This window comes from Neptunicella sp. (genome assembly GCF_048268085.1).
Lineage (GTDB): Bacteria > Pseudomonadota > Gammaproteobacteria > Enterobacterales > Alteromonadaceae > Neptunicella.
In genome coordinates, this window is sequence record NZ_JBLWWF010000017.1 from 15,186 (window position 1) to 28,189 (window position 13,004).

At 39.4% G+C, this 13,004-nt stretch carries 11 protein-coding genes; 7 read left to right on the forward strand and 4 right to left on the reverse strand.

Going from position 1 to position 13,004, the window contains the following annotated elements; all coding sequences use genetic code 11:
• The 3 genes from ACTD55_RS13840 to ACTD55_RS13850 all read right to left on the reverse strand — a co-directional run bounded on the left by ACTD55_RS13840 (position 1) and on the right by ACTD55_RS13850 (position 3,695).
• The gene (locus ACTD55_RS13840) at positions 1-1,008 is read right to left on the reverse strand and encodes a TDP-N-acetylfucosamine:lipid II N-acetylfucosaminyltransferase (protein ID WP_438864926.1); all 1,008 of its coding nucleotides are present in this window, start codon (positions 1,006-1,008) and stop codon (positions 1-3) included.
• A gap of 2 nt (positions 1,009-1,010) precedes the next feature.
• Positions 1,011-1,916, reverse strand: a complete 906-nt coding sequence (locus ACTD55_RS13845) for a class I SAM-dependent methyltransferase (protein ID WP_438864927.1) — start codon at positions 1,914-1,916, stop codon at positions 1,011-1,013.
• A gap of 111 nt (positions 1,917-2,027) precedes the next feature.
• Positions 2,028-3,695 carry an asparagine synthase-related protein gene (locus ACTD55_RS13850; RefSeq protein WP_438864928.1) on the reverse strand — a complete coding sequence of 556 codons (1,668 nt, stop codon included), beginning with the start codon at positions 3,693-3,695 and terminating at the stop codon, positions 2,028-2,030.
• 930 nt (positions 3,696-4,625) lie between these two features.
• Between ACTD55_RS13850 and ACTD55_RS13855 the strand changes: the two genes are divergently transcribed.
• The 3 genes from ACTD55_RS13855 (at position 4,626) to ACTD55_RS13865 (ending at position 6,935) form a co-directional block, all read left to right on the forward strand.
• Positions 4,626-4,874 carry a hypothetical protein gene (locus ACTD55_RS13855; RefSeq protein ID WP_438864929.1) on the forward strand — a complete coding sequence of 83 codons (249 nt, stop codon included), beginning with the start codon at positions 4,626-4,628 and terminating at the stop codon, positions 4,872-4,874.
• Positions 4,875-5,127: 253 nt separating this feature from the next.
• On the forward strand, positions 5,128-5,970 hold the full coding sequence (locus tag ACTD55_RS13860) for a class I SAM-dependent methyltransferase (protein WP_438864930.1): 843 nt from the start codon (positions 5,128-5,130) through the stop codon (positions 5,968-5,970).
• Between the two features lie 158 nt (positions 5,971-6,128).
• Positions 6,129-6,935: a flagellin gene (locus ACTD55_RS13865; protein WP_438864931.1), complete on the forward strand. Its 807-nt coding sequence runs from the start codon at positions 6,129-6,131 to the stop codon at positions 6,933-6,935.
• Positions 6,936-7,025: 90 nt separating this feature from the next.
• Here the strand turns inward: ACTD55_RS13865 and ACTD55_RS13870 are convergent, their stop codons facing one another.
• Positions 7,026-8,015, reverse strand: a complete 990-nt coding sequence (locus tag ACTD55_RS13870) for a KpsF/GutQ family sugar-phosphate isomerase (RefSeq protein WP_438864932.1) — start codon at positions 8,013-8,015, stop codon at positions 7,026-7,028.
• 127 nt (positions 8,016-8,142) lie between these two features.
• Between ACTD55_RS13870 and ACTD55_RS13875 the strand changes: the two genes are divergently transcribed.
• The 4 genes from ACTD55_RS13875 to fliE all read left to right on the forward strand — a co-directional run bounded on the left by ACTD55_RS13875 (position 8,143) and on the right by fliE (position 12,996).
• Positions 8,143-9,588 carry a sigma-54 dependent transcriptional regulator gene (locus tag ACTD55_RS13875; RefSeq protein WP_438864933.1) on the forward strand — a complete coding sequence of 482 codons (1,446 nt, stop codon included), beginning with the start codon at positions 8,143-8,145 and terminating at the stop codon, positions 9,586-9,588.
• Positions 9,589-9,728: 140 nt separating this feature from the next.
• Complete coding sequence (locus ACTD55_RS13880) at positions 9,729-10,850, forward strand: sensor histidine kinase (protein ID WP_438864934.1); 1,122 nt, start codon at positions 9,729-9,731, stop codon at positions 10,848-10,850.
• On the forward strand, positions 10,847-12,184 hold the full coding sequence (locus ACTD55_RS13885) for a sigma-54-dependent transcriptional regulator (RefSeq protein ID WP_438864935.1): 1,338 nt from the start codon (positions 10,847-10,849) through the stop codon (positions 12,182-12,184). The genes ACTD55_RS13880 and ACTD55_RS13885 overlap by 4 nt, the downstream gene beginning before the upstream one ends.
• Before the next feature lie 485 nt (positions 12,185-12,669).
• Positions 12,670-12,996, forward strand: a complete 327-nt coding sequence (gene fliE / locus ACTD55_RS13890; RefSeq protein ID WP_438864936.1) for a flagellar hook-basal body complex protein FliE — start codon at positions 12,670-12,672, stop codon at positions 12,994-12,996.
• The last annotated feature ends 8 nt before the right edge of the window (positions 12,997-13,004 follow it).

Consider the following 13,004-nt stretch of genomic DNA (forward strand, 5'->3'; position numbering starts at 1 on the left):
TTAATTCAAAATCGTTTTCCACTGTGCTACTAGAGTATCTTCGGAGTAATGTTGGTTCAGACTCTCGATATTATGCATTATATCGGCTTCTGTCATAGATTCGATAGATAACTGGTTAATATCAAAAACTTTTAAATTTTGGCTGGTAAAAGTATCCCACATGCTGATAGATGGGCGCATGAATACCTTTACACCAAGACTGAGAAGTGTAATCAATGTCCCTACGCCTTGTTGTCTATTATGATCAAAAATTGCAATATCGATTTCCTGTAGATACGTTAAATATTCATCAAAGGATAAAAAGTTCATCAAGGGAACAAATCGTTCACCAAATAATGATTTACCATGTTCTACCACATGTTCTGCATAGCCTTTAACGCTGAGATTAGCATATGACAAAGGAACTATAATTTTACCCAAGTTTGAACGATGCTCTATCAGCCTGTCTAAAATCTGAATATGATTGTTATTTAGTGCAGCTGAATTACCCACTAAAACATTCTTTTTTTTACGCTTACTGACTCGAAGTGGATATGCTTTATACAGATTACTGGTATAGGCAAAACAACGAACTTGTTCACCTTGTGCTTTATACCATTTTTTGATAAATGCAACGTCACCTTCCACAAGGGAAATGTAATGGCCGACATTTTTAATCACTTCATGATGGGCTTGGTTTTTTAATTCGGGGGAATAAAAATCCCCACCCCACAATATCCAATAGGTTTTTTTTAATAAATCAGAATGTTTTAATAGGAGTTGATTGATTTTATCGCGCCAGAGTCCATGTAAAAATATTTTGTCTGCTTGATATAGTGGTGCCAGTAACTCATCGAAGTCTTGTGTTGTGTGACAAAATTTTACCCCGTGAGATGGTGTTAACCCAAAATCATATTTTTCACTCGTAATATAAAAAAATTGGTGTTCATTAATATTAAAATGTTTATTAATAAAGTCTATATAGGGCGGCATAAACTTTTCTGAAATCATAATGTGCAGATATTTCATATTTACAACTTCTGAATGGCAAAGCTTTGGGCTTCTGCAATATCCATTGTCAGGTAACGTAATTGGAAGTTATGTTTACTACAAAATTCATGAACTGCCTCAATCACTCCATATTTATAATCAGCTTCCCAGTTTCCTTGCGTATAATCGTGACCAGTCAAAAAGCCACCTGATTTAATTTTATACTGATATAGCTCTAACTCTTTAATGGTAGTTGTATATGAATGATCGGTATCTATATATACCCAATCAAAATATTGATCTGGGAATTGATTTACCGCCTCTATTGATAATTTTCGATGGATCTCGACCGTATTACTATTTATTTCTTTTAAGAACTTATCATTAACATTTTTAAATAAATTTTCTCCATATCGGGAAGAACCCCAAATATCGACTAAATGTAATTTTTCGGGGGTGGAATATTCTAAAATTTCCTGTGTAAAGTCGCCATTCGCGACACCCAACTCAGCCACAACACCATTCTTGGGTAATTCATTTAACAGCTCTCGCCTATTTGTCAATAGCCTTGTATTTTTGATTAAATTAGAATTTAAAGGGACTTTAGGGATTTTATTTAAATTTTCTCTCTTATATAGTTGATGTTGTGTTTTTATTTTTTCTTGGATTTTTTTGACCTGGTTAAGATCGTCAACATTAATATATTCATGAATATTTATTTTATCTAAAATACTTTCTATTTCATTTGCATAGCTTGATGTAATAATTATTTTGTCGAATTCTAACGACTTGAGATCGGTGTAATGATAAACGGGTAATCCAGAAAATTCGCTATTGCGCTTATCCTTATTGCTATCGATAAATCCTAAAACTTGGAAATTTAGGCTTAACGGAAATAAGTTATCAAATCCCTTTTTGGAAGCACCATATAAATATACCTTAAGCATTTTTTTACCTTTTTAATAAAAGTGTGCCGGAGCTTTATGTTGATTTTTAACAAACTGCATAGTTATTGTAATATTTTGACAATGAGATATAGTCATTGGTCGATATGCAAATTAAGAAAAGTTTGAAACTCTACGTAAATAATATTCCAATGTTAGAAATATAAAAATTTCTGTAGTGTAATTGTATTTTGTAGAGGATAAGTGCGGTGTTAAATACTTCTCAATAACGTCAATATCAACAAAATGACTATACTTTGAGCCATTTACATGCAATAACTCATTAATTCTGGCTAGTACAGATTCATCTCTTATTTCTCTTGCATAATTAATATAACCACGAATGATATTGTCTTTTTTCAAGTTATTAGACTCTTTCCCTGAAATGGTTTTTCGAGTCTTTTGCCAAGGTATATCATTGAAAAATTCAGGAAAAAACTTCAGCAGCATAGTGCTATATAACTTATGATCTTTTCTATATTCGTCGGGAAGAGATAAAACAAATTCCATCAGGCCATTATCGAAAAAAGGTTTTCTCTGTTCTATTTTATCTAAACTATTGACCGTTCCCATATTTGTAAAGCGTCTGACTCTATTCATGAGAAGGTGAGGTTCACTTTTATTTATGTCGTAGAACTCAGTATCAAAAGATAGTTGCTGTGTTTGGCCTTTATAGAAATTTTGCATGTTATATATATTTGCTTTTGTATCTAATGGTAATGATTTGAACCATCCGCCGCCGCATACAACATCGCCTGCATACCCATTTAGGTTGATTTCAATATCTATTGATATGTCATCTAAAAACTCTGAACCGTGCATATGCTGCATACTTAGCATGCCGTCGGTTCGCCATATGGAATCAAATCTCGGCTCAAACCAATTTTGAGCAGTGAAATGGTATATTTTATGATTCCAGTTCGTTTTATTCGCGACCATTTTAGCTATTTCTATATCATCACAGCCGTCTATACCAAAAGTAAATAATGTTCCTTTATAATCCGGATAGAGTCGAGTCACAGCTGCTACGATGGCACGACTATCCAATCCTCCGCTTAATGCTATTCCCATTTTTTTGCTTGGGTCAAAACGTTTTTTAATTGCATCTAAAAATAACCAACCCAGTTTCTCTGTAGCCTGTTTAAATGTAATAGATTGCGTCTTGATTGCTGACCATTTCCAGTAATACTCTTGTTTTAATTTTTTTGATTTGAGATCGAATGTCATTATAGTTGCGGGGTTGAGGAGCTTTACATTAGTGAATAGTGAGCGATCTTCTAATACATAACCAAGTTCAATAAAAGACTCTACTGCCTTGGGGTCAATTGATTTACTTATAAATGGTAAAGCTAATAAGCCTTTTACTTCTGGCGACCAGGAGAACCTGCTATTATCAAGTGAGTAGTATAGGAACTTCATGCCATACCTATCACTTATTATATGAATCTTTTTTTCTACACTGTCATATATGACCGCATTAAATATTCCATCAATTTCAGCAAGCGTGTTTTTGAGCTGCCCATTTAAATAGGATTTAACCAGTAATTCTTCGAAATCTTCCTTGGTATAATTATACTTCTCACCTTCAATTGAGATGAATATGTCTGCGCGATGGGATTTTTTTTTGTTTGGTTTAATTAGATGTACCTGTGACATTTGCAGGTGTTCGTCGCTTATTACAATTCCCGTAGTTAGCTGTGTTATTTCTCTAAGAGAAGAAGTCATTAACGGTATTAAGTTTTCATCGGGCTCATTTTTAGTATAACCATATATACCAGGCATATTAATTTACTCTAAGTGTTGTTCGTTTTTAAACATTTATCACATGATGTTATATGGTATTGCTTCTATTTTCTTGTTTCTAAAATGTAATATATCCGTTCAATATTTCAGATCTATCACTGTATAAATAAATCCATTGTCAAAATGAGTACTCACAAATAACTTACTAGAGTTTGGGAGTGAATTCTGTTCATTGTTACATAGGTATATAGCATAGCTGCAGTAGTTGACTCTAAATTGCTAAGTATGGAAAGCTCGTGTAGGTAATTAACAATTGCTTATATTATTCAGTAATAGAACCTTCATTGCGTGTGTGTTTAGTGTTTTTCTATCCATTAGAGTAGCCCTATCTTCAAAGCATGTTCAATATATAACAAAGCCGTATTACATTGTTGCATCAGTACTTACTATTTCGTCTGTTTGTCTAATATCTTTAATAAATGATATGCCTTGATTTGGATTTCCTCAGCTTGATAGGCCAACATCATCTATTGTTTGACGTTACTTTACGCAATCATGCCTGAATACGGTTTATTTACAGTCAATGGCAACGTTCGCTAATGTGGTTCAGTGAAAATGTAAAAGGGGCGTGGCATGGAACCCTGTTAGGACCGATTTGTGGGGATACCTCAGAGTTGAAGCCTTATACTGATTTTTAACAAATGGTGTCATTATTGTCACTCTTTGATTGATGAAATCTAGCCATCAGTCGATATATGTGCATAGCCTGTGCAGACAAGCTTTTTCTGCTGAACTTGTACGAACGTTGCTTATAACTTAATAGCATGGAAGGAGATTATATTCGCTTCGTTAACGATGATTGTTACAACTTGTGGCTATTGTAAAAATAATACAAACTTTATTTAATGATTAATAAGAATATATGTATTAATCAATATTATAGTTAAAGCAAAGGATGGCTGGACAATATTGCAAGTGCCAATTGATTATTCGCTAGAAAGTACGTTTGAAGATTGGTCGATAACTACTGATGAAGGTCGAACTGAAGCGTTTGGTCAATATGATCATGTTAGATGGTATGGTAAAGATTATCCCCAAAAGCTTTCATCAAATGGGTTTAATGTTAAAGAAGATGATTTTGTTAAAACCTTTAGTGAGGACGAGTTATATCGCTATGGTTTAATGTCTTCGGAATTTATTTACTATTGCCTGAAGTGAGAGGAAATGCCTATTGAAAACAAAAATAATGTCGTCCGACGTTATGATTCTCGTTACAAAAGGTTTAGATGCCCCCTCAAACGTTAGGTTGGGATAAGGGGTAGCAGGATTTCCGTTATTTCAGATTGTTTGATCATTTTGATATTGAAAGTAAACGAATGTTATACATAGGTTGTGGTTTTGGGGAAGAGTTAAGACTTTCAATGATTAAACCTTTTATCGGTGAAGTGTAAATGTTACTTAAGGTGAAAAAATGACGAGTTCTTTACAGTTTTTGAGTCAAAAACTTCATGAATGCAGTAAAGGCATTGCCGCCCCAGACTATATCGAACATGTTATTAAAGAATGGTATAAACTTGATCCAGAGTCGTGGCGTTGGAAGGAAGTTGAAAAATTTGAAGATCACACCGGTAAAATATTAGATATGGCATGCGGTGTCGGGACATTTTTTTTTATCGGATTACTTAAGGGATATGACGTTTATGGTATTGAACCAGAACCCTGGAAATTAGAATACATTAAGTTGAGGCTGGGCGAGTTAGGGAAGCTGGATGAATTACATCGAATTGTAGAAGGGGTAGGTGAGAAGTTACCGTATCCCGATGAAACATTCGATTTTATTTCAACTTACCAAACGTTAGAGCATGTTAATGATGTAGATTTATGTATCGATGAAATGGTGCGTGTTTTAAAACCAGGTGGGAAAATTATAATACGAGCTCCCGATTATAATAGTTTTTATGAACCTCATTATTGTGTTCCGTTCCTACCCAAAATGAATAAGAAACTTGCAGCTATTTATTTAAAAATACTGGGTAAACCATTAGATATTCTTTGGACTTTGAATTGGACAACTGCAGAGAGTATAGAAAGCTCTCTTGCAAGATATTCTTCATTAAAAGTTATTGATCTTTCTAGGCTTTATAAAAAAAGATTGTTTGAAAAGCATAGGCTTCGACTCCCTCAATTAATGCAAAATCTTTATTTAATTAAATTATATTTACGTTTTTTTGTAAACTTTAAATATTACAGAAAAATTTATACTTTTCGTGCAGAAAAACAAATATACATTGTTGTCACTAAACCGATTAACTAGTTGTTTATCTAAGCTAAAGGAGTTGTCACGTAGAGATGTATGTCAATTCATACGGCGGTATATTATTAAGCCTGTTATTTGCTTACTTTCTGCCCAACCCTTTGCTATCCTTACCAAGAGGTTTTGTGTCGGTGTGGTAGCTGGCAGAGGAGGTGAAAATGATTAATTTTAGTCCCAACAGTGAAAGCAATACATCTATATTGCAGCAGTTGCAGGAAAAGCAGAAATCCATTTTTGAAAAGTTATCTTCGGGCAAGCGGGTTAATAGTGCGGCTGACGATGCGGCTGGTTTGCAAATTATTGATCGACTTACGTCCCAGGTGTCCGGTTATCGTCAATCTGTAACCAATGCTTATGATGGTATTTCCTTGTCTCAGGTTGCAGAGGGCGGGTTGTCTGGTATTTCGAGCGATGTAAACAGGATCCGCGAACTATCGATTCAGGCTGGCAACGGTATTTTGTCTGCCGGTGACCGCAAGGCGCTGCAAAAAGAAGTCAGCCAGTTACAAGACAATATTAAACAAACCATTGATCAAACCGAATTTGCGGGTAAAAAATTATTGAGCAGTGACGGTAATATCGACTTTCAGGTGGGTGCCAATGCGGGTCAAAAGATTGGCGTGGGCACTAAAGATGTTGCTGGTGGCTTAGGTGATATTTTGAACGTGGATTTAAGCACAGCCAAAGGTGCTGAAGATGCACTAAAAGCAGCTGATAACGCTGTTGAATATGTAGGCTCTGCTCGGGCTGATTTAGGGGCTACCCAGAATCAGTTTGAAAGTGCCGCCCGTAACTTAACTCAAACTGAAGTCAATGTAGCCGCGGCACAAAGTCGGATACAGGACACCGATTATGCACAGGCAACGTCTGATAAAGTGGCCAACGATATATTGAGTCAAGCCAGTACAGCGGTGCAAGCTCAATCGAATCAGCAAAAAGGTCAGGTACTTGCTTTACTTGGCTAATTGAGTTTTAAGTCAAATAAACAGAAGGCCGTTATACGATGAGTATAACGGCCTTTTAGTCTCTGTATTGTAATACATCGAATGTGATAATTATTTTTTCAATATGCCGACAATATTGTCCTGTTCTAACACGATTAATGCAGTAATCTGATTTTTTTCCATCAGGGCGAAAGCATCACTCATTCGAGCGTCGGCACTGATGGTTTTCGGTGATGCCGACATCAGATCGGCAGCCGTCAAATCAAACACTTCTTTATTGTAACGGGTAAAAGCCCGGCGAATATCCCCATCGGTCGTGATACCGATGCCCTCTTCGGACTGGACTACCGCTAACCCTAGCTGACCACTGGAAATACAATCGACCAATTCAGCAAAGCTGGCAGACGCTTTTATCATTGGTAAGTTATCGCGGATCATTTCGTCTTTAACAGTGGCTAATAACCTGCGTCCCAAATTACCGCCAGGATGGAAGCGAGCGAAATGCTCCGGTTGAAAATCCTTAGCATGCATTAGCGTGACGGCAATGGCATCGCCCATGGCTAAGGTTGCTGTTGTGGATGCGGTGGGAGCTAACTGCAACGGACAGGCTTCCTGTTCCACACTGATATCCAGTATTGCATTGGCGACCCGGCCTAAACTAGACGTTTTATTACCTGTCAGGGCAATGACATAATTTTGATTGTCCGTTAAAAAAGGCATTAATTTCAGTAACTCTTCGGTTTCACCCGAATTCGAAATTGCCATAAAAATATCATCAGAAGTCACCATCCCCAAATCGCCGTGAAATGCCTCACTGGGATGCATAAAGAAACTGGGTGTACCGGTACTAGCTAGAGTAGCCGCAATTTTTTTGCCAATTAAACCGGATTTCCCCATGCCACACACCACCACCCGGCCTTTCGCTTTGAGGATCGCATTGATGGCTTTGTTATAGTCGCTATCCAGTTTTTCGGCCAAATGCAAGATGGCTTGTGCTTCTATTTTGAACACATCACGAGCAGTATTGAGTAAATCCATGCTGATTATTAATCGATAAGGTTTAATACTTCGGATGGTACCGATTAAATATTTATATTCCAAGTCAGTAAACTGGTTGCTATCACTCCATGAACAGTTAAAATCGATTTAATAAAAGTGGGCGCATCAATTATGTTGGTTAAAAATTGGGCGCTCCAATAATAATCAGTTAGGTGCATTTGGATTGGGAATGAATGATATTCTGGTGATCAGTGGGCAGGAAACCCGACGAGCAAGTTTGGAAACCGTACTTACCTTTATGGCGGAATCCTGTTGTACGGCCGAATTTGCTCAGGCTGTATCGCGATTAAACAGTTCGGTGCAATATAAAGCGGTATTGATCGATTCCGACCAACCTCAACAGGCCATCGAGCTGATCGAATCTTTTCCTCTGCAACCTTTCGTGGTTGTGGGCAGACCTTTGGATAATAAACCTGCGAATGTGGTGGGTGTATTAGCAGAGCCGTTAACTTATCCTGAATTGACGCGCATGTTACACCGATGCCAAGAGTATATTAGCCAGCGTCCGCAAAAAAATACTTCAGTTATTAATAAAACCAAACTATTTCGCAGCCTAATTGGTAAAAGTGCTGAAATTCAGCATGTGCGCCAGATGATAGAACAAGTTGCTCCCACCGAAGCTAACGTATTGGTATTGGGCGAATCCGGCACCGGTAAAGAGGTGGTGGCGCGTAATTTACATTTTTTATCGGCACGAAAATCGGGGCCTTTTATACCGGTTAACTGCGGCGCCATTCCTGCGGAATTATTAGAGAGTGAGCTTTTTGGGCATGAAAAAGGGGCGTTTACTGGCGCAGTGAGTGCCCGTAAAGGCCGATTTGAGCTAGCTGAAGGTGGTACGTTGTTTCTGGATGAAATTGGCGATATGCCATTACAGATGCAAGTAAAAATGTTACGAGTACTGCAAGAGCGCACTTTTGAACGTGTGGGTGGTATTAAGCCGGTTAAATGTGATGTTCGGGTAATCGCGGCAACCCACCGTGATCTGGAACAAATGGTCGAACAGGAAAAATTCCGCGAAGATTTATTCTATCGGCTCAACGTGTTCCCCATTGAAACCCCTGCATTAAGAGATCGCAAAGAAGATATTCCCCTGTTATTACAGGAGTTGGTGTCGCGAGTCGAAAAAGAAAATAGCGCGAATATTAAATTTACCGAAAATGCGCTAATTTCACTGATGGAGCATCACTGGGCCGGTAACGTCCGGGAGTTATCTAATCTTGTTGAACGTTTAACGATAATGTATCCCAATCAAATTGTTGATGTGGCACAACTGCCCCGCAAGTATCAGCATTTGGACGTGGATGATTATCAGCCCGATTACCCGGAGGAAATGCTCGAACGCGACGCGATCAATGCCATGTTTGGTGATGATCCTGATGTTGATGATGAAGAAGATGATGATTCTTCCCTCAATGGTAGTCTTAATGGTCAGTTGCCTCCCGAAGGTGTTAACTTAAAAGAATATATTTCAGAGCTGGAAATCTCTTTGATTAAACAGGCGCTGGAACAACAGGAGTGGGTCGTGGCGCGCTCCGCTGAATTATTGGGAATGCGCCGAACCACCTTAGTTGAAAAAATGCGTAAATATGATCTCTCCCGGGATGATTCATAACCTATTATCTGGTTGTCTTGCTTGTTGATGTCGTCTTTCTGACGCGACTTTTTCACGCTAACTTATTGAAATAAAACAACTATAAAATTGGCATGGTAACTGCTTTGTCTAATCTGTCTGGATTTTGACATGAGGTAGATATGGCCGTTGCACAACTTAGAGTAAATCCTACTCCGGCACCGCAGTCCGATAGCAAAACATATAGTGCGCAAGACATTTTAAGTCTTCAGCAGCAAAGTGATCGTTTAGCCCATTTACTTGAGGTGATGCCTGCTGGTGTAGTGGTCATTGATGGTCAGGGTAATGTTCGTCAAGCTAATCAGGTCGCTATTGATTTACTCGGAGAGCCGCTGGAAGGTCAGTCATGGCGGATGATAATCCAGCGTTCATTTCGTCCTCAAGCGGATGATGGTCATGAAGTGTCACTGTATGATGGCCGCAAAGTTAAGCTATCAATCTGTCCTCTGGAAAAAGAGCCAGGCCAATTAATTGTTCTTACCGACTTGACCGAAACCCGTCAATTACAGCAGCGGGTGAGTCATATGCAACGCTTATCCTCATTGGGGAATATGGTAGCGTCATTGGCACATCAAATTCGTACACCGTTATCTGCAGCCATGCTATATGCCGCCAATATTGCCAATAGCCGTTTAGATCAAACCTCACGGCAAAAATTCAGTGATAAGTTGTTATCGCGTTTGCATGATCTGGAACATCAGGTGAATGATATGTTGTTATTTGCCAAGAGCGGTTCAGAGCAGGTGGTAACCGAATTATCGATGCAATCTTTATTAGCTGAGGTAGAAGCCGGTGGAGAAGCCATGCTTAGTCAACATCAGGCGAGTATGGACGTACAGTTACCTGACCCGGATATTATTATTTTAGGCAATCGAACTGCACTGGCCGGAGCGTTACAAAATTTAATTCATAATAGTTTGCAGATTAAACCTCAAGGCGCCCACATTATTCTTAGTGCTAAACGTGATAGTCAGGATCCGGGCCATGTATTGTTATCTGTTAAAGATAATGGTCCAGGTATTGAACCGCAGTACATTGAACAGTTATTTGAACCTTTTTATACCACCCGTTCACAGGGCACCGGATTGGGCTTAGCGGTGGTTAAAGCGGTTGCACAATCCCACAAAGGAACGGTTTCAGCGGTCTCACCGGAAACCGGTGGCGCATGTTTTACGTTGAAATTACCCATTTTTATTCCAACCCAACCGATTAAAAATCCTTTTAAGCAGGAGTTAACGGCATGAATACCACTAAAATCATGATTGTTGAAGACGATCTTGGCTTACGTGAAGCCTTGGTTGATACCTTAATGCTCGGTGGATATGAAGTGGTTGAAGCCGATAGCGCTGAATCAGCCATGGTTCAATTGGGGCGACAAAAAGTGGATCTGGTCGTCAGTGATATTCAGATGGGCGATATGAGCGGCTTGGCATTATTAAAAAGTATCAAAAATAAATTCCCTGCCATGCCAGTATTATTAATGACCGCTTACGCCACTATTAATGATGCAGTGCAAGCCATGCGAGATGGCGCTACCGATTATTTAGCTAAGCCTTTTGCTCCCCAAGTGTTGCTTAATTTGGTTGAACGTTATGCTCCGGCACACAAAATAGAGTCACGTCAGCCTATCGTCGCAGATCCAGTCAGTTTGCAACTGGTAAAACTGGCCGAAAGAGTGGCTAGTTCAGATGCAACAGTGATGATTTTGGGGCCCAGTGGTTCTGGTAAAGAAGTGCTGGCGCGTTATATTCATGATAAATCGGCCCGTGCGGAACAGGATTTTGTCGCCATTAACTGTGCTGCAATCCCGGAGAATATGCTCGAAGCTACCTTGTTTGGTTATGAAAAAGGTGCGTTTACGGGGGCATTGCAGGCCTGTCCCGGAAAGTTTGAACAGGCTCAGGGCGGCACTTTGCTACTTGATGAAATCACCGAAATGGATCTGGCTCTACAGGCAAAAATCCTACGTGTACTGCAAGAAAAAGAAGTGGAACGCCTAGGTGGACGTAAAACTATTACCCTCGATGTTAGAGTTTTAGCCACCAGCAACCGCAATTTACTGGACGCAGTAGAAAAAGGTGAGTTTAGAGAAGATCTCTATTATCGCCTTAATGTTTTTCCGCTTACCTGGCATGCATTAGCTAAGCGTAGTGGCGATATTTTACCTTTGGCAGAACATTTGATTGAGCGGCATAGCCAAACCAATCCAGCGCCAAAGTTTACAGCGGCCGCGCGTACTAAGTTAATGCAATACAATTGGCCCGGTAACGTACGTGAATTGGAAAATGTAATTCAACGTGCACTTATCCTGTCAAATAGTGGACAAATTGATTGTCAGGATCTGATGATCGATAACATCAACACCACTGAGCAACTTGATGAGGTTCCGGCTCAAGAGCAGGAAGAGGCAAAGCTGGGAACTGAACTGCGTTACCAAGAGCATCAAATTATTCTAGAAACACTCAATGCCTGTAATGGACGTCGCAAAGAAGTCGCCGAGAAGCTCGGAATAAGTCCTCGAACATTACGCTATAAATTAGCTCGTATGCGTGATGTCGGGATACAGCTACCGGCTTAAGGGAAAAATCAGCAGCGAGCTGAAAACCTAAAAACACAAGATTCGTCAAGCCGTTAAGTAAGGCCAGAAATGACTTATCTTGTGCTTTGCTGTTCCTGCACCTCCACGTGTCCAATGGCTTTGCTCGTCATCCTTGCGGTGTTTGGGGCGGGAGGCCACATTTAAACGTTTCATATACCTGCTACTGGACCCCAGTTCAAAATACGACCGAGGTGACGGAGTTTAAGACCACTGAGATGACGAATTTACCCGTTCGTCCTGAGCGTGGGGCATGAACTGTCGAAGGGGGAATCTATCCTGGCGTTTATCATTGGCTCGCTCGTCGTTCGCAAGTCGCCACTATTTTTATCTAGTGTCAAAAAGTTGCCACTGTATTTAACACCCATAATTAACGGCATAACATATTGAAATATATATAAAATATTAATATGGCACTAGAGTTGCTATGTATTTTTTATAGTTAGATTACGTCACTAGGTTCAACGATGGATATAAAAGCACAAAGCTTATACAGCGAATTACAATCGCTCAGTGCCCAGGCCCAGATGGGGTTGGGAGATATGCAACCCACTCAAATTAATCCTTCGTCACAAAATTTTGGTGACATGCTCAGTCAGGCGTTGAATACCGTAAATAGTATGCAGCTGGACGGTAAGGACAAAGCCGTTAAGTTTGAAATGGGCGACCCATCGCTTAGTCTAGCCGATGTCATGATTGCCAAAGAGAAAGCCGGTCTGGCTTTTGAAGCAACAGTGCAGGTACGTAATAAAGTGCTGGAAGCTTACAAGCAAATTATGAATATGCCGGTGTAAATAAGAGG